The sequence below is a fragment of the Candidatus Hydrogenedentota bacterium genome, assembly GCA_016791475.1.
Classification (GTDB): Bacteria; Hydrogenedentota; Hydrogenedentia; order Hydrogenedentales; family JAEUWI01; genus JAEUWI01.
Window position 1 is genome coordinate 43773 of record JAEUWI010000039.1, and the last position, 25268, is coordinate 69040.

The 25268-nt window shown below is 60.3% G+C and carries 17 protein-coding genes; 4 read left to right on the forward strand and 13 right to left on the reverse strand.

Annotated elements, in window-relative coordinates:
* Positions 1-44: 44 nt before the first annotated feature.
* The 9 genes from JNK74_19160 to JNK74_19200 form a co-directional block, all read right to left on the reverse strand.
* Positions 45-1172 (reverse strand): hypothetical protein, encoded by a 1128-nt coding sequence (locus JNK74_19160; GenBank protein ID MBL7648302.1) that lies wholly within the window; start codon positions 1170-1172, stop codon positions 45-47.
* Positions 1173-1228: 56 nt separating this feature from the next.
* Positions 1229-1912 carry a zinc metallopeptidase gene (locus JNK74_19165; protein MBL7648303.1) on the reverse strand — a complete coding sequence of 228 codons (684 nt, stop codon included), beginning with the start codon at positions 1910-1912 and terminating at the stop codon, positions 1229-1231.
* A gap of 22 nt (positions 1913-1934) precedes the next feature.
* Complete coding sequence (locus JNK74_19170; GenBank protein MBL7648304.1) at positions 1935-2645, reverse strand: polymer-forming cytoskeletal protein; 711 nt, start codon at positions 2643-2645, stop codon at positions 1935-1937.
* Positions 2646-2647: 2 nt separating this feature from the next.
* Positions 2648-3523 (reverse strand): AAA family ATPase, encoded by an 876-nt coding sequence (locus JNK74_19175; protein ID MBL7648305.1) that lies wholly within the window; start codon positions 3521-3523, stop codon positions 2648-2650.
* Positions 3524-3710: 187 nt separating this feature from the next.
* Positions 3711-4454: a class I SAM-dependent methyltransferase gene (locus tag JNK74_19180; protein MBL7648306.1), complete on the reverse strand. Its 744-nt coding sequence runs from the start codon at positions 4452-4454 to the stop codon at positions 3711-3713.
* Positions 4455-4503: 49 nt separating this feature from the next.
* Complete coding sequence (locus JNK74_19185; GenBank protein ID MBL7648307.1) at positions 4504-5145, reverse strand: hypothetical protein; 642 nt, start codon at positions 5143-5145, stop codon at positions 4504-4506.
* A gap of 98 nt (positions 5146-5243) precedes the next feature.
* Positions 5244-9194 (reverse strand): PAS domain S-box protein, encoded by a 3951-nt coding sequence (locus tag JNK74_19190; GenBank protein MBL7648308.1) that lies wholly within the window; start codon positions 9192-9194, stop codon positions 5244-5246.
* A 235-nt stretch (positions 9195-9429) separates the two neighbouring features.
* On the reverse strand, positions 9430-12969 hold the full coding sequence (gene dnaE, locus JNK74_19195) for a DNA polymerase III subunit alpha (GenBank protein ID MBL7648309.1): 3540 nt from the start codon (positions 12967-12969) through the stop codon (positions 9430-9432).
* On the reverse strand, positions 12966-13448 hold the full coding sequence (locus tag JNK74_19200; GenBank protein MBL7648310.1) for a CinA family protein: 483 nt from the start codon (positions 13446-13448) through the stop codon (positions 12966-12968). The genes dnaE and JNK74_19200 overlap by 4 nt, the downstream gene beginning before the upstream one ends.
* Positions 13449-13553: 105 nt before the next feature.
* Here JNK74_19200 and JNK74_19205 point away from each other — a divergent pair, with 105 nt between their 5' ends.
* Positions 13554-14648: a lytic transglycosylase domain-containing protein gene (locus tag JNK74_19205; protein MBL7648311.1), complete on the forward strand. Its 1095-nt coding sequence runs from the start codon at positions 13554-13556 to the stop codon at positions 14646-14648.
* Positions 14649-14668: 20 nt separating this feature from the next.
* Here JNK74_19205 and JNK74_19210 read toward each other — a convergent pair whose 3' ends face one another.
* The 3 genes from JNK74_19210 to JNK74_19220 form a co-directional block, all read right to left on the reverse strand.
* Positions 14669-15589 (reverse strand): class I SAM-dependent methyltransferase, encoded by a 921-nt coding sequence (locus tag JNK74_19210; protein MBL7648312.1) that lies wholly within the window; start codon positions 15587-15589, stop codon positions 14669-14671.
* A 653-nt stretch (positions 15590-16242) separates the two neighbouring features.
* Positions 16243-17700, reverse strand: a complete 1458-nt coding sequence (locus tag JNK74_19215) for a DUF1501 domain-containing protein (protein ID MBL7648313.1) — start codon at positions 17698-17700, stop codon at positions 16243-16245.
* 7 nt (positions 17701-17707) lie between these two features.
* Positions 17708-20107, reverse strand: a complete 2400-nt coding sequence (locus JNK74_19220; GenBank protein ID MBL7648314.1) for a PSD1 domain-containing protein — start codon at positions 20105-20107, stop codon at positions 17708-17710.
* A gap of 378 nt (positions 20108-20485) precedes the next feature.
* Here JNK74_19220 and kdsB point away from each other — a divergent pair, with 378 nt between their 5' ends.
* The 3 genes from kdsB to JNK74_19235 are packed head-to-tail and all read left to right on the forward strand — an operon-like array spanning position 20486 to position 23722.
* A complete protein-coding gene (gene kdsB, locus JNK74_19225) occupies positions 20486-21262 on the forward strand; it encodes a 3-deoxy-manno-octulosonate cytidylyltransferase (GenBank protein MBL7648315.1) in 777 nt (258 codons plus the stop codon).
* Complete coding sequence (locus JNK74_19230; GenBank protein ID MBL7648316.1) at positions 21259-22875, forward strand: CTP synthase; 1617 nt, start codon at positions 21259-21261, stop codon at positions 22873-22875. Before kdsB ends, JNK74_19230 begins: the two co-directional genes overlap by 4 nt.
* A 7-nt stretch (positions 22876-22882) precedes the next feature.
* Positions 22883-23722, forward strand: a complete 840-nt coding sequence (locus tag JNK74_19235) for a hypothetical protein (protein ID MBL7648317.1) — start codon at positions 22883-22885, stop codon at positions 23720-23722.
* Positions 23723-23746: 24 nt separating this feature from the next.
* Here JNK74_19235 and JNK74_19240 read toward each other — a convergent pair whose 3' ends face one another.
* Positions 23747-25258 carry a glycosyltransferase family 39 protein gene (locus JNK74_19240; GenBank protein MBL7648318.1) on the reverse strand — a complete coding sequence of 504 codons (1512 nt, stop codon included), beginning with the start codon at positions 25256-25258 and terminating at the stop codon, positions 23747-23749.
* Positions 25259-25268 lie beyond the last annotated feature (10 nt).

Below are 25268 nucleotides of genomic sequence, written 5' to 3' on the forward strand. Positions count from 1 at the left end.
AAAGTCCAACAGCGCGATGGTATTGCCTGATCCGGCGAATCCCTTCACTCCGCTGGCGACTTGCCCGGCACCATGAGAAGATTCATTTCCCGCCCGATGACATTCTGTACCTCCACAGTGCAGTTTTCATAGCTGTGACTGGTGATCTTGTCCACGATATAGGCCATGGGGCCCTCGTAGCCCACCCGCAGGCGGGCAAGTCGTTCGGAGAAAAAGGATTCTTCTATGGAGTTGACGGTGGTGTCCTGATCCAGCAGGCCCATGAATGCCTCCACGCGGCTGCGCGTCCCTGGGTTATGCAGCGTGATCAGGACCTCGTCCCGTTTCTGGGTGCTCAAGACCGAAAGCACGGTGGCCACGGTAATGTCGCCCAGCATCTTCTGAGCGGAATCCCTGATGGCCTCCTCCTGGCAGGCTACGGGGTCGTTTCCGGTGATGGCCGCGGAGCGCGCAAAGGCATCCAGGAGATCGCCGTCGCTGCCCCGGAAGATGCGCGCATCCAGCGTAACCCGTGTCTTGGCCGTGCCGGCATTGTCCAGGTCGGGTCCCCGTTCGGTGGAAATGATGCCCAGCACGACGGCATCGGCCAGGGACTCCTTGGCGTAGGAGGCGGCCTTCTCCAGATCGCCCGTGAGGGCGGCTCTCAGGTGCTCGGGTGTAAACTGGGCGGCGGTCTCGAGGTGGTTGCTGGGTACCAGCCCCAGGTTCTTGAGTCCTTCGGCGAGGGTCGTCTCCGCCAGCCCCGGTTCTTCCAGGTACAGCTCCCCCTTTTCATCCTCGAGGGCGACAAGGCAGGTTACGCGGGGCGGGGTGGCCAGGCGGGGCAGCATGAGGGTGGCGAGGTCGTGCTCCACGGCCTGAATGTCAACATAGGCGTCGATTTCCACGCGGGTCTGACCGCTGTCGGAGTCGAGGTGGAGCTCGACGACCCGGGTGATATATTTGTCCGCATTGCGAACCATGCTGCGGAAGGGGCGCAAATCTCCCGAGGCGATCTTGGTCTTGAGAATTTCCCAGATGACGTCTTCGCGGGCGTCTTGAACGGCGGCGTGGCGCGCGGCGAAGCCGGTCCCCTCGGCGTTTCCGAGCATGCGTAGAACGAGTTCGCCATCGGCGGGCGCCGCGCGGGCCACAAGAAAAATGCTACTGGCGGTGAGTACCGCCAGCAGCATTGCCGAAAGTTGCCTGATTCGCTGTTGTGCCCCGGGTCCCCGCTTCATGGGCGAAATCACTCGCGATCCTGGTTGGCCATCATGACATAGTGGAGGAGCCACAGGATGGAGGTTACCGCGGCGGCCACATAGGTGAGCGCGGCGGCGTTGAGCACCTGACGCGCTCCTTTCATTTCATCGGGCAGCAGCACATTGCCATATTCCAGCGCGTGGAGGGCGCGGCTGCTGGCGTTGAACTCCACGGGGAGCGTGACCACGGTGAAGGCGGTCGCCGCGGCGAAGAGGAATACGCCGGCCCAGAGCAGGCCGGGAAACTGCATGACGATGCCCGCCACGACGAGCCAGGGTCCAAGGCCGCTGCCGATGCTGGCCACGGGATACACGATGGAGCGCAGGTGCATGGGCGCATAGCCGTGGGCATGCTGGATCACGTGACCCACTTCATGGGCGGCGATACCCAGGGAAGCAATGCTGTTTCCGTGATAGACCGCCTGTGAAAGCCGCACCACTTTGGCGCGGGGGTCGTAGTGATCCGTCAGTTCGCCGGGAATCACTTCAAGTTCGACATCGTTGATGTTCTCATTGCGCATCATGAGACGGGCGATATCCGCTCCCGTCATTCCGGAGCGCGTCGCGATCTGGGCATTGCGATGATAGGCGGATTTTACCCGCGCCTGCGCCCAGAGAGAGAGTGCGCCGGTGACAACCATAATTGTAATGCTGATCGGGTCAAACATCATCATAGTCGGTACTACCTACTTTCTACTTCTTTTGTGGTTGCTGGGTTTGCTGTTGAGAAGGCGCCCGCATCGTGCACTGGCCATTCAACGTCGCACCTTCCTCCACCATGATACTTCTCGTTCTTACATCGCCTTCGACCCGCGAGGTGGCGGCCAGGCGCAACATCCCGGGGGTCGTCACATTCCCATACACCTGGCCCGCGAGATATATTCGCTTGCCGGCGAGAACGTCGGCGTTGAGGCGACCGGTCGGTCCGAGTTCGAGATCTTCGGTGCACTCGACCTTGCCTTCAACGAGCCCTTCAATTTTGCAGGAACCCGCCCGGATATTGCCGGAAATCAGTGCGCTCGGCCCGAGATTCAGGCGGCCTTCCACTGTTATATTCCCTTCGATGCGCCCGCCGATGTCGGTATCCGAGCTGCTCGTCAATGAACCTTCAATTATCACCCCCTCGGGGATGATCATTCGCTGTGCACTACCACTTGTCACCGTTTTGGCCCTTCGCATGGCGAGGTCATCCGCTTTTACTTCCGGAATACTCGCGGTTTCCGCAACTACGTCCCGCTGGCGATCCTGGCCGCGGCTGGTCTGTAACTTATCATTGAACCGGGAATTGAAACGCCCCAGCAAGCCCTTCTTGCCGGCGTTGCCCATCTTTTCGAAGTCGGAATCGTTGTCAAAATCCAACTCCAGGTGGGAGGCGTTCACTTCAGTGGTCTTTTCTTGTGTCATGGTCAAAAATATCCCAATCGGTTGGCCATATCGACGATACAGCCCGATATTTTGCGCCGGGGCTCGCCTATCACAAAGGGAACGCCGGAGTTTATCGCGTCGGAGACGTACTTATCAAAATAGACGAAACCGAGGGTCTCGGGTTCGATACACAGGTGCTGTCGGGTGTATTTTGCCAGGATGTTGGCCGCAATTTTGGCCTCGTACGCGTTGGTGGCCTTACTGACCACCACCTTGGGCCGGAAGGCTTCCGCCAGGGCCACGAGTTCCTTGCAGAGCTGCTCTTTCACGTTCAAATCGAAGCAGTCCGCCCGGCGAATCGAGACCAGAAAATCGTTCAAAGTTTCGTTGCGCTTCAGGAGAAAGCCCACCTCCGGGCTCTGATAGAAGCGCTCGATCCGCCGAAAAAGGGCGGCGCGCAAGAATTTAAAAGCGTTGTCGATACTCGTACGTTCCGGTGTAATGACCAGCACACCATTCGAACTGGTCATCAAAAAAAAGTCCAGGGTATTGAGATGGGCTCCGGCATCCAGGTCCACGATAACCAGATCCGCTTCAAGCTTCTTCAACTCCCGGATCAGGGCTATTTTCTGTTGAAACCGCGGATTCGCCGCATCCATCAACCCGCTGGTTCCCGGAATCAGGCGCAGGTTGGGAAAGGGCGTATCACACACGATGTCCTTAAGTGATTTCGCTCCCTTCTGGTGGAAGAAATCGTCCAGCCGGGTATTGGAGCGAAAACCGAGCACGGTCTCAATGTTGGAACAACTCAGGTCGGCATCCATGAGCACTACCCGCCATCCACGCCGGGCGATTTCCACGGCGGTGTTGACGGAAAAGCACGTCTTCCCCACGCCGCCCTTGCCACCCCCGACCACCAGGATTTCCGGGGTCGCTGCGCGGGCGCGCGGTTCTTTCGCGAGATGTGATGGATCGAGTCCCATAAGCGCCTGCGGGGCCTCTTTGTTGTATCCAGTTGATCAGGCTGAGTTTAGCAAATAAACAGTCCGTGGTCAATGGCCGACATCTTCGCAGGATGGCGTCGTGAAAGGAAGGAAGCCCCACTCAGCGGGCGCGCAGGATATAGAACGTATAACCGTATTCCGCCGCGTAGCGGCGAAACAGGTCGATTTCGACCTCGGTGTCATGAATGACCTGGGACATCACCGGATCGGCCTGGGCACGGAGCGCTTCGACACGTTCCAATAGTGGTCCATAATAGAACTCCCACCAGCATGCTGTTGGCAAGCGCCGGGTCGCCAGGACTTCAAAATTAGCTTCGCGCGCGTGACGGGTGTTTGCCTGCTCGCCGGCCAGGGTGGGATAGGCCGCCGCCCAGAAGTCGCGGGCTTCTTCGGGCGGATTGTCGGAAAACCAGCTCAGTTCCGAGACTACGGCAAGTCCGCCTGGCGTCAACAGGGGCCGCCAGGCGTTCAGCGCGCCGGGAAAGGTCAGGTTGTAGGCTGCGCCTTCCGACCAGAGGAGATCCAGGGATTGTTCGGGCCAGTTCAGCGCCCCCATGTCGGCGTGGAAGGTCTGAATCATTGGGGTCAGGCCCAATTCCGCAGCGCGGGCGTCCAGGTGCTGGAGAAAAACACCGCTGAGGTCTACGGCCTTGACGGGCACGTTGAACCATTCGGCGAGGAGCAGGGTTGCGGCTCCCGCCCCACAGCCCAAGTCGGCGATCCGTGGCGCTTCGCGGAGGGTGGGCAGGGATGCCAGTATCTGGAGGGAGAACTCGCGAGAACCGGGGCCCAGTCTTTCGAGTCCCCGATGCAACTCGATCAGGGCGGCGATTTCTTCATTCATGACGTGAATACCGCCCCGGACCGACCAACGCGACGCGTGTGATCGGTCATCACTTTACGGTGATGGGCTCGGAAACAATCTTGAGGTTCTCGGGCAGGGCCCCTTTGAAGTGCTTCTCCAGGGAACTTTTCTGCGGCGCACTCATGGCGGACGCGGCCTTGGGTTCCGCTGTGCCGCCGACGGCCACTTTGGTCGCCGCCTTGGAATTCCTCACGATAACCTTGGGGGATTCCACCACGGCGGCGGCGGGCGCGCCGGTGGCTTTCTTTGCCGTGCCGCCTTTCACGAGAACCTGGAGCACTCCATCGCCCTGAATGTTTGAAACCACGATGATCCGCTCGTCGGGCGCACTCTCGATGATGGAAACGTCTCCGGTGACGGTGCCGTTGAAGGGGGGCGTATGATCGAGGCGTTTCTTGGTACGGCTTTCATTGGGCAGCGTGGGCTTGGATTCGGGTGGGGGTTCCGGCACGTTGGCGGCGATCATGTCCGTCATGCTGCGCTGGGAGTAGGTCACCTGGGCGCCGTTGACGGTCTCGACCTGCGGAATATCTTCCGAATAGAGCATGACGTCTTCCGGCGCCAGCGAGATTTGCTGCATTCCGGGGTATTTAACGACCACGGCGATGGGCTCCTGGGATACTTCCAGGGCCGCCGCGAATCCCACCAGTAGAGCGAGGGCAACCGACATGCAAAGCTTCCTTTGTTTTGGCGATAACTGCCTTGTACTTCTCAGTTTACCGCAGATCGGGAGGATTTTGCAAAGAGATTATTGGCACTCCGCGCCGCTCAGCGGGCGAGGCAGGCCTGTATCTTTCGAATGAAGGACTCCACGCGGAGGGGCTTCTCGAAGATATTGAAGGTGGTGTCGGCGCCGGAATGCAGTGCGGGTAGTGGGTCCTCGGGGCCGGCCAGGAGCAGCACACGGAAATTCGCGTTGCCCCGTGCCGCGCGCTCAAAGAGGCGGTCGCCGCATTGCAGGGCCAGTTGGGCATCCACGATGAGGAGGATTCTATCGGCGGATTCCGCATCGAGCAGGTGGGCGGCCTGCTCCTCGCTGGCGGCGGTCCGCACGGTGTAGCCGGCGGACTCCAGCATGTAGCAACACAAATCCCGCTCGTCACGGTCGTGTATCAGGACCAGCAGCCGGGCTGATTCGGGGGGACGTTGCGCGGCGAGTACGTCGTGCAGCATGTTGAGCAGGACCGATGCGGTAAAGGGCTTCGGAACGAAACGTTCGACACCGACGCTGGCGGCCTTCGCCGCGCTGTCCTCTGAATTCAGGCCGCTGGAGCCGATGATGTGAACCGCTGGATTAATCGATCTGAGGGCGAAAATCATGGCGGGGCCATCCATGACGGGCATGCTCATGTCGGTCAGGACGACGGCGATGTCGGCCTGGTTCTGAACGTAGATAGAGACACCCTCGGCACCGTTCGCGGCGGTCAGGACGCGGTATCCGAAACGTTCCAGCGCCCTGCGCGTCACGTCGCGAATACTTTCCTCGTCGTCGACCACGAGAATCAGTTCCCCGTGCCCGAGCGGGAGTTGGTCGCGTCCGGAATTCTCATTGCGGGCGCTTTCCATGGGGGGGGCCGGGAGATAGACCCGGAAGGCGGAGCCTTTGCCGGGCTCGCTTTCCATGTTGAGAAAGCCGCCGTGCTCCTTGACGATGGCGAAGGTGGTCGAGAGCCCCAGCCCGGTTCCCTGCCCGATGTCTTTGGTGGAGAAGAAGGGCTCGAAGATTCGATCATGCAGCTCGCGGGGGATCCCCACGCCGGTATCCGTGACGGTGAAGACGATATAGGGGCCCGGCTGAGCGTCCACATTCATGCCGGAGTAAACATCGTCGACGAGGCAGTTCTCGACTCGGATGGACAGGTTTCCACCGCCGGGCATGGCGTCGCGCGCATTGACGCACAGGTTCATCAGTAACTGGTGAAGTTGGGTGGGGTCGGCTTTAATATCGAGGAGATCGGCATCCAGCTTGATTTCGCAGTGAATGTTTCTGGGGAAGGTGTCGTAGATGATGCGCTCGACTTCGCGGAGGACCTGGCCGGGGTTCAGGGGGACTTGCCTCCCCTCATTTCCCCGGGCAAAAGTGAGCACCTGCTTGATCAGGTCGGCGCCGCGCTGGGCGCATTTCTGGACGGTATTCAGCATGGCGCGTCCGCTGTCGTCGGTGATGCGTTCTCGGAGCATTTCGACGGAGAGCAGGATCGGGGCCAGGACATTGTTCAAATCGTGGGCTATCCCGCCCGCGAGCGTACCGATGCTCTCCATGCGCTGGGAGCGAAGGAACTGCTTTTCGAGGGCCTTTCGCTCGGTTATATCGCTGTTGATGGCGAGCACGCCTCGGGGATTGCCTTCGTCGTCCCGGACCAGGGTCCACCGGGCGAATACCGTGACTGTACCACCGGAATGTGTTTGATGCTTCACCTCTCCGGACCAGACGCCCTCACGAAGCACGGCGTCTTCGGCGATTCTGACGTCCTCCGGGTTCTCGATGAGAAAATCGAGAACGGATTTTCCCAGGATTTCCGCTTCGCTCCATCCATAGATTGTTTCCGCACTTCGGTTCCAGGAGAGTATCCGCTGGTCCAGATCGCGAACCATGATGGCGTCGCTCGCCAGATCGATGAGGGCGGCCTGCTCGGCGAGGCGGGCTTCCGCCCGCTTCTGGCTGGTAAGATCGGTGATGCAGCCAAGCATTCGCACCGGCTTGCCGTTGGCGTCGCGGATGATATAGCCGCGGTCGAGGACGAAAGCGTAGGTTCCGTCCACGCGCTGGAAACGGTACTCGGCGGCCCACTGATCCTCATTACCATCGATCGCGTGCTGTACTCCCGAGAATACGCGGTCCCGTTCGTCCGGGTGTATGAGGTGGACCCAAAAGTCGACGGTTGGTTCTATCTCCTCCCGTTTGAAGCCGAATATGGTTTCGAGCCCCTCGTTCCACCAGAGCTTGTTGGAAGTAAGATCCCAGTCCCAGATGGCGTCGTTGGTGGCTTTCGAAAGGAGGCGAAAGCGTTCTTCGCTTTCTTCAATGGCCCTTCGCGCGTGGCGGGTCTCCGAGACGTCCTTCACGTAGACGGCAAGGCCTTCGGGAACGGGAAAAACGCGAATCCCGAGCCAGCGGTCACTGGCGGGGAAGTAGTGATCGAATTCGGCGGGAAGTCCGTCGCATATCACCTTTTTGTATTGGGATTCGAGCACAGTGCCCGTGTACTCCGAGAACTCGATAAGGGCGTTCTTGCCGAGGAGTCCGCTCCTCGGGCACCGCAAAATTACTTCGGCGCTTTCATTCATGTAGGTGATGTTGGCATCGTGGTCGAGCATCAGGAAGCCGTCGGTGATGCTTTTCAGGGTGCTGGCCAGTTGTTCGGCCAACTGGTTCTCCCGCTTCTGCGCCAACTTCAGCGCGGTGATATCCTGAAAGGCGCCCTGAACCCGGATCGTCTCGCCGTCGGGTCCGATCACTGGTTCTCCGATGGCCCGGACCCAGCCGCGGGAGCGCTCGTCGCCCACGACCTCAAATTCAACATCGAAGGTGACGCCGTCGCGGACGCAGGCGACAAAGGCTTCCGCCACGCTTTCGCGATATGCGGCGGAACAAACGGCAAGGGCGCCCTCCAGGGTGGGGACAAAGTCGTCGGGCACATCGGGATACATGACGTTGTCCCCCGACCAGTATAGTTCGCCCGTGGCGACTTCAATGCTCCACGCGCCGAGGCGGCTCACGTGGGTGGCCATGCGCAAGAGGGCCTGGCTCTTTGCCAGCTCCTCTTCGGCCTCCCGCTGCTGGGTGATGTCCTCGGCCACGGCAATGAGGTTGACGGGTTTGCCCTCGGGACTCTGCTGGGCGGAAACACTTACCCGGCACCACACCGCATTGCCCGCCTTGCCGATGTAGCGCTTCAGGATGACGAAGCTTTCCACGCGCCCTTCGAGGAGGTCTCCGACCAACTCCAGGTTTCGGGGCAGGTCGTCGGGATGGGTAATTTCGGCAAAATCGAGTGAGAGCAACTCCGCTTCGGTATAGCCGAGCATGCGGCAGTAGGCGGCGTTTGCCTGGAGGAAACGGCCCTGGGGCGTGCAGATGCAGATACCCGTGGCCGCGTCCAGGAACATTCGCCTGAAGCGCTCTTCACTGGCCTGGAGCGCATTCTCCGCCAGTTTGCGCTCGGTGATATTGATATGCATCACCACCGCGCCGGCATGCTTGCCGAACTGGACGGGCGTGACCATCAGGCGAAACCACCGCTGCTCCGAGGCGGAGTGACAGGGATATTCGAGGGAGAAGTCCTGTGCCGAATTATCCAGTACCCGGCGTATTCCTTCCGCCACGATAGGGGCCTCGCTGGAACACTCGCCGTGTGCCGATTCGCAGACGGAGACGTAGTTGGATCCGACGCAGTATTCGTCCATCTCGAGAATATTTTGTGCCCCGAATCGGCGCCAGGCCTCGTTTACGGCGATGATGTACCCCTCGGCATCGAGGAGGGCAACGTGGGCGGGAAGGGCGTCGAGGATGGCGTCGCGCTGGTCGGGGAGTGAATTCGTGGTCTCGCTGACTTGCGGCGAAGCGGGACTCCCAGGGGGAAACGAAGAGCCAAGGTCGGGGAACTGCGCCGTGCATTCATCCCCGTTTGAAAGGGCTCCCCCCTCGGCCAGCAGCTCAAAGTCCGCCAGTCCCACCGGCACTCCGGGCACCCCCGCGTGATTCGGGATCGTATCCATCGCCTGAAATCCAATCGATGGCGCTAAAATTCCCCCGTTGGCTCAAAGGGCCTCCGGCTCCTCCCAGCCGCGAGTCTCGCCTGGAATCCTGAGATTCTCAGGCGGAAGCGACGAAACATGAAGGCAATCGCAACCCTGAACGTATTGTACGCCGAAGGCGGGATTTACGCCAGCGAAAAATGCGGCGTTCCATCCGGTACCACGGCACGTGGCGGGACCGCGCCCGCGAGCACTGTCAGTTCCGGGCCATTTCGGGGCTGCGTTTTTTCTCCCAGGGCTTCTTCTCGCGCGGGGCAATTTCCTGGGGACGGTGGGTCGGCAGGCCCATTCCGCCGGAGAGCCAGGCGTTGTCGTGGCCCACGATGGCCTCAACCGCCCGCAGGAAAGGACGTGTTGCGGGTACGAGGCAGGCCTCGTGGGGGTGGATGGTCACTTCCCTGCCCCCGGCGGTGCTGCAGTGGAGGTAGACATCGCAATTGCCCCGGGAATTGCCCAGGAGCTCGGCGAGCTTGTCGAGGCGATCCTGCTGCAGGATTTCCGGCTGGAGCCGTACATGCACGGCGCGGGAAAGGTGTTTCTCGGAGTCTTCCAGCGCAAACACGTCATTGGCCAGGAGGCCGGGCTCGTCGTTGCGATAGCCCACTTTGGACGGGATCATGACGATCATGTCCTGTGCGATGATACCGGCCTTCTGTTCGAAGACATCGGAGAAGACGGTGACTTCGATGGGGCCTTGAAGGGTTTCGAGATTGACGAAGGCCATGCGCTTGTTGGTCTTGGTCACATGGATGCGCAGGGTGCTGATCACGCCACCGGCGTTGACGATCTCGCCTTCCTTGTATTCGCGGAGATTGGCCAGATTGGCCGAACTGAATCGCTTCAAGACGTCGGCATAGGGATCCAGCGGGTGGCTGCTGATATAGAGGCCGAGAAGCTCCTTCTCCATCTGGAGTACTTCATGGTCGGGGTATTCGGGAAGGTCCGGCTTCTGGTGCATGGTGGTCATGGTGTCTTCCATGCCTTCCATGTCGAAGAGGGAGAACTGGCCCGCGTCGCGATCCCGTTGGGTGCTCTGCCCTTCGCCGAGGGCCTGGTCGAGCACGGCCTCCACCTGGCGGCGGTTCCAGCCCATGCCGGTGAAGGCGCCCGCTTTGTTCAAGCTTTCGATGCAGCGGCGATTGACCGTGCGGGTATCCACGCGCTGGCACATATCGAAGATACTGGTAAAGGGGCCGTTCTTCGTGCGCTCGTCCGTAATGGCGGCGGTGGGGCCCTCCCCCACGTTCTTGATGGCGCCCATACCGAAGCGGATGGACTTGCCGTCCACGGCGAAGTGGTTCCAACTGTGGTTCACGTCGGGGGGCAGCACATCGATACCCATGCGGCGGCACTCGTCCACGTACAGCGCCACCTTGTCCAGGTTGCCCGATTCACTGGTGAGCAGGGCGCACATGAACTCCACCGGGTAGTTCGCCTTCAGATAAGCGGTCTGGTAGGCCACAAAGGCGTAGGCCACGCTGTGAGACTTGTTGAAGCCGTAACCTGCGAAGGTCTCGATCTTGTCCCAGATCACATTGGCGAGCTTTTCATCGATATCTTTGGTCTTGCAGCCTGCGACGAATTTCGCCTTCTGCTCGTCCAGCAGATCTTTCTTTTTCTTACCCATGGCGCGGCGCACGATATCGGCCTGGCCGAGGCTGAAACCGGCGCAGGCCTGCACGAGCTGCATGACCTGTTCCTGGTACACGGCGATACCGTAGGTCTCTTCCAGGATGGGCTTGGTCACCGGGTGATCGTATTCGATCGTCTCCGGGTTGTACTTGCCCTGGATGTACGTGTCGATAAACTGCATGGGACCCGGACGAAACAGGGCCACCAGGGCGCTCATCTCTTCCAGACTCTGAAGCCCGATCCGCTTGGCCAGATCGCGCATGCCCGAACTTTCGAGCTGGAACACGCCGGTCGTCTGGCCGGATCGGAGCAGCGCGTAGGTCTTGTCGTCGTCGCAGGATATATTGTCGATGTCGATATGGACGCCGCGGCCCTCACGGATGAGGCGGACGGCCTCATGCACCACGGTGAGGGTGCGTAAGCCGAGAAAGTCCATCTTCAGCAGGCCCACCTCCTCCACGCACTTCATTTCCACCTGGGTGGCGACGGTGTCGGAGTTGGAGGCTTTGTAAAGCGCCACGTGGTCGGTCAGATCATGGTCGCAGATCACGACGCCGGCCGCATGGGTGCCGCAGTTGCCAATGGTGCCTTCCAAGCGCTCGGCCAGACGCCAGAGCTTGGCGACCTGGGGATCCTGGGCGATGATCTCCTGGAGCTCCGGCACCTTTTCCTTGGCGTCTTTGAGTTTGATTTTGAGCTCGTCCGGCACCAGCTTGGCGATGCGGTCCACGTCGCCGTAGCTCATGCCGAGAACGCGGCCCACGTTGCGGATCACGTTTTTCGCGAGCATTCGGCCGAAGGTGATGATCTGGCTGACGTTTTCCCGACCGTATTTACGGTAGGCGTAGGCGATCATCTCTTCGCGGCGGTTGTAGCAGAAATCGATATCGAAGTCGGGCATGGACACGCGGTCGGGATTCAGGAAGCGCTCGAAGAGGAGCTTGTAGCGCATGGGGTCGATATTGGTGATCTTGAGGGCGTAGGCCACGATGCTGCCGGCGCCCGAACCGCGACCCGGACCGACGGGGATGCCTTCGGTATTGGCGAAATTGATCAGGTCCCACACCACCAGGAAATAATCGACGAATTTCATGCGATCGATGACGCTGAGCTCGAATTCGGCCCGGTCGACGAACTCCTGGGGTGGCGGGGTGCCGTAGCGCACTTCAATCCCCTTGAGAACCAGATCGCGGAGGTAGGTGAAGGGCGTCTCCCCTTCTTTATACCCGCCTTCCGGCTGGTACTTCGGAATCAGACTCTCCCCCAGAGGAATATCCAGATTACAGCGCTCGGCGACCTTCACGGTATTGGAGACCGCCTCAGGGTAGTCCTTGAATACCTCGACCATCTCCTCCGGGGAGCGGAAGTGAAACTCGTTGGTGGGGAATCGGAAGCGCTTCTCGTCTTCCAGTGTCGTGCCCGTCTGCACGCAGAGCAGGGCCTCGTGGGCCTCCGCGTCCGACTTGTCGATATAGTGGCAGTCGTTGGTCGCGATGACCATGAGTCCGAAGTCTTCGGCGAGCTGGCAGAGCACCGGATTGACCCGCTCCTGCTCTTCGATACCGTGGATCATCAATTCGACGAGGTAGTTGTCCTTGCCAAATATCTCGATGTAGCGCTTCAGCTCCTGAACGGCCAGGTCCATGTTGCCCGCCAGAATGGCCTGGGGCACGCGGCCGGCAAGGCAGGAGGTCGTGGCGATCAGGCCTTCCCGGTGCTTGTAGAGGAGTTCATCGTCCACGCGGGGCTTATAATAGAAGCCTTCAAGGTAGCCTTTAGAACTGAGCTTGCAGAGATTGTGGTAGCCCGTCACATTTTCGCACAGGAGAAGAAAATGGTTGTTGTAGGAGTTCAGAAACTTCTTGTTGGTGTCGGTCCGGCTTTCCGGCGCCACGTATAGTTCGCAGCCAATGATGGGCTTGATGCCTTTGGACTTGGCGGCCTGGTAAAACTCCACCGCGCCGAACAAATTGCCATGGTCGGTCAGCGCACAGGCTTCCATGCCGTACTTCTGGCAACGGTCCAACAGTTCCTTGGTCTTACAGGCGCCATCGAGCACGCTGTAGTCGGAATGGACGTGAAGGTGCACAAAACCACAACTCATGAATTCAAACTCTCCCAAACCAGATTCAATGCGGCATCCGCCGTCTGCGTTTTTATGGACTCACGGTCCCCTTGGAACTGGTGCTTCACCGCACGGGTAATCCCGGCACCGGCCACGGCCATGTAGACCAGGCCCACGGGTTTTTCCGCCGTACCGCCACCCGGCCCGGCGATGCCGGTGACCGCGACGGCGATGTCGGAACCGAGCGCTTTACGCGCCCCACCGGCCATCGCCCGGGCTGTTTCCTCGCTCACGGCGCCGTGGATTTCGAGCGTGGAAGCTGGAACGGCGAGAAGCGCCATCTTTACGGCGTTGCTGTAGGCCACGATGCCGCCAATAAAAGGGGTTGACGCGCCGGGCACATTAGTGAGACGATGGGCTATAAGGCCGCCACTGCACGATTCGGCGGTTGCAATCGTTTTTCCGCTATCGATAAGATAGGAGATGACGCGATTTTCCGGTGACGAACGGTGAGGCAATGTGGGTTCCTTCGGGTTGCCCTAACCGTAGCATCGGCACCGGTGCGAGCGCAAGATTGAATCGGGAAATTGCCAGTTTTTGTTCAAAACAGGTACTTGTCCTCTATGGGAAATGCGGGTATACTATTGACAATGAACTATGCAATCTTGAAAAAGCTGGGTCTATACCGCCGCCGTGCCTTTGCTTCGCTGGTGGCGGTGTCCCTTGCTTGTGGCCCGGTATTGCTCCTTTCCGGGGTGCTGCTACTTTCCAGCGAGCGCGCCCGCGCGGAGGCCACGCCCAAAGTGGTGAGTCGCCAGCACACCCAGATCCGGCGGAATAATGCGGCAGAGCGGCGCAAAGAGAACAACTTGAAGTCCTTCAAGAGCAGTGAGGGCACTCCCACGCTGACCAACCGTCCTTCCAAGTCCAAGTACAAGAACAAGGAAGAGTACGAGGAGGTCAAGATCGACTTCCAACCCATCTACATAGATCCCAAGTGGCGTCAGAAAAAGCGGGCCCGTTCCAATACGAAAATGACGATGACCTATGGCTCCGAAGAGATCCGGGCGATTATCACGGAGCACTCGAAGCGCTACAACGTGGACGAGCATCTTATTTCAGCCGTGATCAAAGTGGAAAGCAATTGGAATCCCAATGCGGTGTCATCTGCGGGGGCCTGCGGTCTGATGCAATTGATGCCGGGCACGGCCAAAGACATGGGCGTCACCGATATCTTCGATCCATATGAGAATATCGCCGGGGGGACGCAGTATCTTTCGAAGATGCTGGAAATGTTCAATGACGACACGACTTTGGCACTCGCCGCTTATAATTCGGGGCCGGGCAACGTATTAAAGCACGGCGGTATCCCTCCCTTCGAGGAGACGCAGAATTACGTGGTCAAGGTGCAGAATCTCCTCGGTGGCGTGGTGCTTGCCAGTGCGGCCCCGACCAAGGCGAGCGTATTCTCCAAGAAGTCGGGCACGGTGAGCGCCGGAACAGCCAAAGCGACGACCCCTCCCCCCTCTCGTGATCGGGCCCGTCCGGGGCAACCCCTCCAGGGAAGCCACCTGTATCTAGTCCACTTCAACAGCGGACTCAGCCAGCCGGCGGATGACGTGGTGGATGTCGACCCCTACTACGAGATCAAGTATGGCCGCCGTTCTTTCCAGGTTCGCAAGGATCTGGTAAAGGAAGTGGTGAAGCGGGCCTCCTGACCGGCGCGTCCGCGGTGGGATCAGAGCGTCGCGAGTAGCTCCTCGGCTTTTTCACGGCATGCGCCGTCCACTTCCTGCATCGCCAACAGCATTTCTACTTCGCGCCGCGCCCCCTCCCGGTCCCCTTTGCTCTTTAGAATCTGCGCGACGTAGAACCTTCCCATGTGAAAGTCCGGGCTGCATTGGATACATTTGTGCAGGACGGATACGGCGTCATCCAGGCACGCCTGCTGGATGTGCAGGTCGGTCAATATGCAGGCGGCCATGGTGTTGCGCTCATCCACTGCAAAGCCGCGTTCGGCGTAGCGCGTTGCGGTGGCGAGTTCCTTGCGATCCATGTAAAACTCGGCGGCGAGGAGATAGCCTTCCTGGCGTTTGGAACCTGGGATATCCTTCGGGCAGAAGAAAATTCCGTATTCCAGACCGGAGGCCAGGCCGAATTTCCAAAATTCGGGAGAAAAGGGGTGAAAATCTTCCAGGTACCATTCGCTGCGGTGAAGCTCGGCGGGATTTCCATACTCCTCCGGGTGAATCCAGCCTTCCCCGATGGGGATATTGACCATAAGCAGCTTGTTGGATTTCGCGTAGAGCGTCTCCACCACCGCTTCGGCTTCGTCCTTGAACATGTGTTCGATAACGTCGCCCGCGATGATGAGGTCGTAATTGTCGATCTGCTTGCAGAGGTCGCGAACATCGCCGATCATGATATTGGAGTAAAGGAAACGCTGGTGCTCCATGATGTAGGGTTCGAAGAACTCGATGGCGTCGATGCGCGTGGTCCATTGATGCTTGTAGGGGCGGCCCGGGAAGACATCGAGGTACTCGCGGCAGAGGTAGCCCCATTTGCCGAAACCACAGCCCACATCGAGCACGGATTGCGGCTGAAGTTGGATGATTTTGTTCAGGCAATGGGTGATCTGAACCTGAATGCTGACCGGCACGGCGTGCTCCTTCGGGGTTGCCTCTCGACTGGTCAGATTATACGCGCAAGGGCGTGGGCGGGATCAATGGCGTATCGCCAAGGGGGCGGTGCCACAGGGCGACGACGGGACCGTCATGAACTAAAGGGCACATTGATCGCGCGGAGGAATCTTCGCAGCATGCAGTACTGCCGCGAAACGTCAGAGTCCGCTGAGTGTTCGGGATTGCCCCGCGTTCTTAAAAGCGGGGGACGGTCCCGAATGGCACTAACTTAAGGGTTTCCGAGCAGAAAAAGGATTCCAAGGGTGCCACCCACACGCGGGCCGCCTCAGGCGGCCATCAGCTTGTGGGTGATGGGACATCGGCTTTGCCTGGCCACTCATGAATACCAGCTCGGCGGCTGCTTTTTCGTTGCCTCGCGACGAACTTGGCTCGCTTGTAGGCGCCGCACCCATAAACTCCGTCGCAAGCTCCTCCGTGTATGGGGGGCACCCGCCGTTGGCCTCGATTGTTCAAGGTCAATCCCGTGAAGTTAGTGCCATTCGGGACGGTCCCGCACGTTGGGCGGTTCAACAGGGTTGCAGGGGCCTTGAGGCCCGAGGTTCAATTTGTCGTCTTGAGTCATCCTTCGTGCAGGACAGTCCCCTCGGCGACGCGTTCCTTGTAGCCCCCTCTACACCAGCAACTTGTGCTGAACGTGCCCGGCGACGTCGGTGAGGCGGAAATCGCGGCCCTGGAATCGGTAGGTGAGGCGTTCATGATTGATGCCGAGGAGGTGGAGGATGGTGGCCTGGACATCGTGGACGTGGACGGGATCCGCAACGGGAGAAAACCCGAGTTCGTCGGTTTCGCCGAGGGTGAATCCGGCCTTGACGCCGCCGCCGGCCATCCACATGGTGGCGCACTCGATATGGTGATTTCGACCAACGGTGTCGCGCACTTCTCCCATGGGGGTGCGTCCGAATTCGCCACCCCAGATGACCAGGGTGTCTTCGAGCAGGCCACGTTGCTTCAGATCGAGCACCAGGGCGGCAGAGGCCTGGTCGACATCCCGGCAGACTTCATCCAGATGGGTGCTCAGATTCTCCGTATTACCGCCGTGGTGATCCCAGTTGGTGTGATAGAGCTGGACGAAGCGCACGCCCCGCTCGACCATGCGGCGGGCAAGGAGGCAGTTCATGGCGTAGGAAGGCTTGCCGGGCGTCGCGCCGTAGAGGTCCAGGGTGGCCTGGCTCTCCTGGGAGAGGTCCATGAGCTCCGGTCCGCTGCTCTGCATGCGATAGGCCATTTCATAGGCACTGATTCGGGCGGCGATTTCACCATCGCCCGTCACATCGAGACGGGCCCGGTTGAGGGCGTTCACCGCGTCGATCACCTGCCGTTGCTCACCATCGTTTACGCCCTCGGGACTGCTCAGGTTGAGTACCGGATCGCCCTGGGAGCGGAAGGGCACGCCCTGATGGGCGGCGGGAAGGAAGCCGCTTCCCCATAGGGGCTGACCGCCCCGGGGACCGCGCGGACCGGACTGGAGCACGACGAAGCCGGGAAGGTCCTTCGATTCGCTGCCGATACCGTAGTTAATCCAGGCGCCCATGCTTGGGCGGCCGAATTGTCCGGAACCGGTGTTCATGAAGACCTTGGCCGGGGCGTGGTTGGGCACGTCGGTGGCCACGGTTTTCAGGAAGGCGATGTTGTCCACGATTTTCGCGGTATGTGGAAGGCATTCCGAGACCCATGCGCCGCACTGGCCATGCTGTTTGAATTCCCGCACGGTGCCCAGCAGTTTCGGCGCACCGTCGTTGCCGAAGGAATCCATGAAGGCGAAGCGTTTACCCTCGATGTAGGACGCGGGTATGGGCTGGCCGTTGTACTTTTGCAGGGCGGGCTTGTAGTCGAAGAGTTCCAGTTGACTCGGGCCGCCCGCCATGAACATGAAGATGACGTTTTTCGCCTTCGCCGGGAAATGCCCTTTCCCGCCGAGGACGCCCATGGCGGAATCGGAGGCCGCAGCGGCCTTGTTTTCGCAAAGGAGCGAGCCGAGCGCGATAGAACCGAGGCCCACGCCGCACTGGCGGAAGAAGTGGCGGCGGGTGACTTCGTGGAGCGATTGATCGGATGGATGCTGGTACATGGTAAGACTACTCTCGGGTAATGAATTCATCGAGGTTCAGCAGGGTGCGCGCCACCATCGTCCAGGCTTTTTCCGGATGCTGCGCCGGGTCGGCTTTGGCGAGCAAGTCGCTCAGAATCGCCTTCTCGTTCTCCGCGGGCGCACGGCTCAGGCAGACGCGGAAGGCGAAATCGAGCCTCTCGCCGTCGCTGGCCATGGGCGCCTCGGTAATTCGTCGGGCGAGGGCCTGGGCATGCTCCACGTAAGCCTGATCATTTAGCAACGTAAGGGCCTGAAGGGGCGTGTTGGAGCGGGTGCGCCGGGTGCAGGCGACCAAAGCGTCGGGCGCGTCGAAAACTACCAGGGATGAATGGGGGGTGGCGCGCCAGAAGTAGGTGTACATGCCTCTTCGGAAGCGGTCCGGGCCGGTGCTCGTTTCCCACACGCGGTTGTCGCTCTGGCCGAGCTTCATGACGCCATCCGGCAGCGGCGGAAACACGCTGGGGCCACCGATGCGGCGATCCAACTGGGCCGAGGCGGTCAGGGCTGCGTCGCGGATAAGTTCGGCATCGAGGCGGACGCGATTCTGGCGAGCGAGGAGGTAGTTCCTGGGGTCGATGGTGTCCAGTTCGGGTCGGACCCGGGAAGCCTGGCGATAGGTGGATGACAGGACAATTTCGCGTATGATCGATTTCATGGACCCTCCCCGCGCGATGAACTGGTTGGCCAGGTAGTCCAGCATTTCGGGATGGGTGGGGAGGGCGCCCTGGTAACCGAAGTCGTTTTCCGTCTCGACGATACCGCGCCCGAAGAGGTCCTGCCAGAATCGGTTGACGGTGACCCGTGCGGTGAGGGGGTTGTTTCGCGCCACGAGCCATTCGGCCAGGTCGAGTCGGGTGGGCGCCGCGGATCCTTCCATGGGGTGGAGCACCGCGGGCGTGGCCGGCGAGACGATGTCGCCCTTTCGCGTGAAGTCGCCCTGGATAAAGAGATTGGTCACCCGGGGTTCGGTGCGGCGCTCCAGCACCATGGTCTTGTTTACGCCCGAGACTTTGGCGTTTTCATCCGCGATGGCCTTTTCAAAGGCTTGAAACTCGGCGTCGGCGGCGAGGAAGCGCTTCTCCAGAAGTCCGCGCTGCTCGGCGGTCCACTCGGCAACCGGAAGCGCGAGGGCCGCCTTCTCCTTGAGACCCCAATCCCTGGTCTGTTCTTCCGTCAGGGCTGTGGCCCAGGGACCGATTTTGTCCCGCAGAGCGGCCTCTTTGTAGGCATCGCGTTGCGGACGAATCGTGTCGATAGCCGCGCGTATCGTCTTCAACTGCTCGGCCTGCTCTGGCGTGGGTAATTCCAGATCGACCTCGTCGTCGCCGTTGTAAAAGGCGAAGAGCTGGAAATAGTCTTTCTGGTAGATTGGATCGTACTTGTGATCATGGCACTTGGCGCAACCGAGCGTAAGCCCGAGAAAGACCGACCCCGTGGTGTTCACCCGATCCACGACGGCCTCGATGCGGAACTCTTCCTTGTCGATGCCGCCTTCCTGGTTGATCATCGTATTGCGATTGAAGCCCGTGGCCACTTTCTGGGTCGCCGTGGCGTCCGGCAGCAGATCTCCCGCGATCTGTTCGCGCACAAACTGGTCAAAGGGTTTGTCTTCATTGAAAGCGTTGATGACCCAGTCGCGATAGGGCCAGATCGTGCGTGGGCCGTCGATGCTGTAGCCGTTGGAGTCGGCGTAACGTGCCTGATCCAGCCAGCGCCTCCCCCACCGCTCTCCGAAGTGGGGCGAGGCCAACAGAGCGTCTACAGCCGCTTCCCAGGCGGTATCGTCCGGGGCGCTGGTGAAGGCCTCCACTTCTTCGGGGGATGGTGGGATGCCGATGAGGTCGAGATAGAGCCTGCGAATGGCGGTGACGGGGTCGGCCGGTGGCGAAGGCGCAATGCCTTTTGATTCGAGGCGCGCCAGCACAAACCGGTCGATAGGGCCTCTCGCCCACTCCGCACCGGTCACGGTCGGCACTTCAGGCCATTCGGGCGGGACAAAGGCCCAGTGCTTTTCATAGGGGGCACCCTGATCCAACCACAGTCCCAGAATTTCGATCTCGGCTGTCGAGAGCCCCGGCTTTTCCACCGGGGGCATGCGCTCCTCGGGATCGGCGCTCGAAACACGGTCAAAAATCGCGCTGCCGTGGCGGCTCGATGAAAACACTTCTTTGAGGCGCTCCGGTGAATCACCCGAATCCGCAGGCGCAATGTCGAGCCGCAGATCGCCCTTGCGCTGTTTCGCGTCCGGGCCGTGGCAGGTGAAGCAATGCTGAGAGAGAATCGGCTTGACCTGAGTATTGTAGAAGCCGCCGTGGGCCAGTGAGGGAGCCAGGCCGACACACGCGGCGAGCAAAAGGGCTTTTCTTGAGAGTGTCACTAATCGCATGGTGCCTGCTCACTTCCTGGGCATCGTAGACAAGGCTTCCATTGTAGCGAAAGGCGGGCTGTTGTTCACTAACCGCATGTTCCAATTTGGTGCGGTGATCCGAGAGGATGTGAAACACAATTACCGCCGGCCGGGGACCGGGATGGCGCACTGATGAGGGGTTTGAGGGGACGGAAAATCGGCTGCCGCGTACTCGATTCAATCGCGCAACCGAGTGCCCCGGCGAATGTCCAAACCGTTGAATCGCATTGATTCCAAGTCCCGGTCTGTGTTAGTTTACGCTCCCGTCAGGGAAACGGGAATCCACCATCCTCCCTCGCCGCACTTCTTGGGTATTTTCGAGCGCGATCAGCCTCATTTCTTGGGATCGAATGGCCTATGTTGGATTTGAGCAAGCCACGGGTAGTCGCAATCATACCCGCGCGCTTTGCCTCCACTCGGTTCCCCGGCAAGATCATCGCAACCCTTGAGGGGCACCCCCTTGTCTACCATACGTGGTTGCGCGCATCGGGGGCCGGACTGGTCCAGCGCGTGCTGGTGGCCACGGATTCCGAGGAAGTGGTTCGGGCGCTTTCCCCCTACCCGATTGAAATTGTGATGACCCGTGGCGATCATGCGACGGGAACGGATCGCATTGCCGAGGTTGCGCGCCAACTGGACGCGGACATCGTGGTGAATGTTCAAGGCGATGAACCGCTGATCGAGCCCGCCGCCATTGACGCGGTGGTGCAGCCGCTGCTGGATGATCCGGGCCTTCAGATGGCGACGGCGCGGCGGCGAATATTGAATCCGAGGCTGGTGGACGATCCGAATGTGGTGAAGGTGATCTGTGATGGGCGTGATCGGGCGCTCTATTTTTCGCGGCTGCCCATCCCATATGTACGCGATACCGCGGATCGGGAGGCGGCCGCGGGCTGCCACTGGCAGCACATCGGCCTTTATGTGTACCGCCGCGATTTTCTGCTGGCCTTTGCCGAGTTGCCCCAGACCCCGCTGGAGCGTCTGGAGAAGCTGGAGCAGCTTCGTGCGCTGGAGCACGGTCACGGGATCGCGGTGGTGGAAACGGACTATGAAGTCATCGGCGTGGATGTCCCTTCGGACCTCGACGACGTGCGTGAATTATTGCAGCGGCGCGCTGCGAAGGAACAAGAATGACGCGATATGTGTTTGTGACCGGCGGTGTGGTTTCATCGATAGGCAAGGGCATCCTGGCGGCGGGTCTCGGCTTGCTGTTGGAGGCGCGCGGTCTGAAAATCGCCATGATGAAGCTCGATCCCTATATCAACGTGGACCCCGGCACGATGAATCCCTTCGAGCACGGTGAAGTCTTCGTGACGGATGACGGCGCCGAAACGGACCTCGATCTGGGCCACTACGAGCGCTTCACGTCGTGCAAGCTTTCTCAGCGGAGCAACGTGACGACGGGCGGCATCTATAATGCGGTGATTCAGAAGGAGCGCCGCGGCGAGTACCTCGGCAAGACCGTGCAGGTTATCCCCCACATCACCGACGAAATCAAGTCGCGGATCCGCAAGATGTCGGCGGACTCGGAGGAGAAAATCGACATTGTGATTGTGGAGATTGGCGGTACCGTGGGCGATATCGAGAGTCTTCCCTTTCTGGAGGCGTTGCGGCAGTACCGTCTCGAAGTTGGTCCGCGCAATTGCTGTTTCGTGCACGTGACGCTGGTGCCCTACATCGAGGCGGCCGGCGAGTTGAAAACCAAACCGACCCAGCACAGCGTGCGCGCCTTGCGGGATATTGGCATCCAGCCCAACGTTATCGTATGCCGCACGGGTCCCTATGCGCTCAGCGACAGCGAGCGGCACAAGATCGCCATGTTCTGCGATGTGACGGACGAGGCGATTATCTCGGCGCGGGACACTTCGCCGCTGTATGCGATCCCCTTGAATTTCAAGGCCCAGGGCCTGGACGACACCGTACTGAACCTGCTTAACGTTCAGGCGGGTGAAAGTGATCTCGGCGAGTGGACGCGAATGGTGGAGCGCTTGAAAGCGAGCACCCGCGAGGTCCGAATCGCGGCCGTTGGCAAGTATGTGGGCCATGACGATGCCTATAAGAGCATTAACGAAGCCTTCGTTCACGCGGGCATTGAAAATGACTGCAAGGTGAAGTTGGAGTGGGTCGATTCCGAACAGTTCGAGCACGGGTCGACGCCGGAAGAGGTATTGAAGGACTTTCACGGCATTCTCGTGGGGCCCGGCTTCGGCAGTCGCGGTGTGGAAGGCAAAATCAAGGCTGTTACCTATGCGCGGACCCACAAGATCCCCTTCTTCGGGATATGTCTGGGAATGCAGGTGGCCGCGATCGAGATGGCGCGCAACTGCGCCGGGCTGGCCAACGCCAATTCGACCGAATTCGATCCGGAGACGGACGCGCCGGTGATTTCCCTGCTCAGCGAGCAACGGGGTCTGAAGGACATGGGCGGTACGATGCGCCTGGGCGCCTACCGTTGCGAACTCAAGGAGGGTACCCACGCGCACGTGGCCTATGGCCAGCCGGCGGTGGAGGAACGTCACCGGCACCGCTACGAGTTTAACAATCAATTCCTGGAAATCCTCAAGGAGAAGGGACCGATGATTGTCAGCGGCGTCCACCACAAGGGTGACCACGAGCTGGTGGAAATCATCGAGGTGAAGGACCACCCGTGGTTCTGCGCTTCCCAGTTTCACCCCGAGTTCAACAGCACGCCGCTGAAGGCGCAGCCCCTGTTTCGCGATTTTGTCAAAGCCGCACTCGAAAACTGAGGGGCGGATGAGCCCCCGCGACGGCGCACTGCGCCTCCGACTCCTGTTGTCCTGGCAGGAGCGCCTGGCCCTGCAATCGAAGCGGCGGCCTCGGGAGGAGCGTACGGTGGCGCGGGAGCTCAAGGCGCTGCGCCAGGAGGCGCGTCACGCGATTGAAGCCACGGGCGAGCGCCTTCAACACGCACTTTCCGGACAAGGGGCCGACGACGACGAGGTCCTGCGCCTGCGCCATGATATTGCCCAGTTCAACCTGCTGCTGAAAGCAGGTACTTCTCAGGAGCTGGGCGGGTTTGCGGATCTTCCGCTGGAGCAGTATCCGCTGGAGTTGGGCCTGCCGGTTCGACGCAGGCACTACGGGCTGGAGCGGGATGATTTCATCACGATTGTCGTTTCCATCATCTTGATGGTGTCGATCTGCGGCGGCATTGCGTGGTATCACCTCTGGCGCGCGGAAGTCGCCTTCAACATCAGCCGTCCGGGGCCGCGTCACGTGGCGATCGAGTTTCAGAACCACGCCAGTTTTACCACCTACCTGGTGGGGCCCTGGCCCGAAGGCAAGATCGCATACGATCACAACGACTTCGGTTTGACGCTCCACTGCCGCGCCGCCGGCACGGAGACTTTTCAGGACTGCACCAATCTCCGGGATGTGTGGACCTACCAGCGCCGGACCCTTTCGCCCGCGAAACCCATTCAAGTGGAATCGGGGATGGCGGTGGTCGTCGTCCTGGATCTGACGCGACTTGAGAGCGCCTACGGCGCACCCATCGCCGAGGTGCGCGTGGACTGTGGCACGACCTGGCGCCGCGCTCGTTTCTCTTTCACCGAGACCATCCGCAGCGAGTGAACCTGGGACATCCCGGGTATTGCTTCAGATGAAGCGCTTGAACAGGGGCCAGGCTTCCGGCCAGGTCATTTTCAACGTCCGGCAGACGTAGATGGGCAGGTCGGCCTTGTCCCCGTCGACGAAGGGGCGCCGCGTCCTCCCCACTTCCGTAACTTCCCCATAGACCTGCTCCAACAGGGGTCGATCATAGCCGTACGCCACAGCCACCGCGCCACGGGTGTTTCCCTGTCCCCAGAGATAGTAGTTATTGCTGCCGGACTGCACTTCCGGTAAACCGTATGATTCTCCCCAGTAATTGATCGAGCCGGCCATGCCGTAGTGATTGGTCAGGATTGCGCATTGGGCCTGATCCGATTCGGGCAGATCATGGAATATTTGTGCAATCTGCGCGACTTCCTCTTCCCAGTTCATCTGATTGTAGTAGTCTCGCATCAGCCCGGCGGTGTCACCAAAGACCGGCCTGAAGATGTGTGCCTCGTACCATAGTAACTGGGGCTTGGGAAGCAGGGGCATGAGCGCAACCAGAAAGGGCGCCATGAGCAGACAGGCCAGTACTGGCTGTCCTCGACGCAGCCAGAACCCCGGATTGTCTTCCATCCACCGCTCATAGGTTACGGCGCCCGCAGCCATGATCAGGGGAAACAGAGGCGCGAAGTAGTAGTGCTTCGCATGGAAAACCAGCAGGACGGCGAGGAAGATGAGGATGATCCAGCCAAGGAGCCGGGCGCGTTGGCCCGCCTCGGAGCGAAAGTAGACGACGGCGCCGACGAAGAAGGCGGCGTTGAATGGGTTGATGAAGAGAAGTTGGGAGAGCAGGAACTCCCAGCGGGGGATCTGGCGCATGGTGCCCTGGTTTAGATTCTGAATGAACTCCAGAGTGGCCCAATCGTGTTGGTATTGCCACAGCAGATTGGGCGTAACGATGAGCAACGCTATAAGCCCGCCCAGCCAGATCCAGGGCTGCCGCAAGGCGTTGCGCTGGGGCGTGAAGAGCAGTCCGAGGGCCAGGGCGAAGCCGAAGAAGAGCGTGGTGTGTTTGTTGAGCAGGGCCAGCCCCGCGAGCGCGCCGACGAGCAGCCACAGGCGCTGGCTGTCCTTCTGAAGAATGGTGAGCAGGGTCAGAGCGATCAGGAGGTAGAAGGTCATTTCAAACGTGGGAATGTTCAGGAACATGGCGGCGCGGGGCATGACGGGGGCGAGGAAAAAGCAATAGAGTGCGCCATAGCGGGCCACGGTTCCACCGCCGAGTCGTGTGGCCAGGACGACGGTGAGGTAGGCGTTCATGGAAAGGGCGATGGCAAGGGGAACGCGAATGCCCCAGGACGAGTATCCAAAGACCTTGCCGGCGAGCCAGGTAATCCATGGGACCAGGGGCGGGTGATCGACATAGCCCCAGTCGAGGTGCTTCGCACAATCGATGAAATAGAGCTCGTCGTGGTAAAAGCCGTAGCGCCCGTTGATGGAGAGCAGGATCGCGAAGAAAACCGCACAGACCGCGAAGGGGATGGGATAGAAATAGCGTCTGAGGAGGTTCATGTATTCCGGG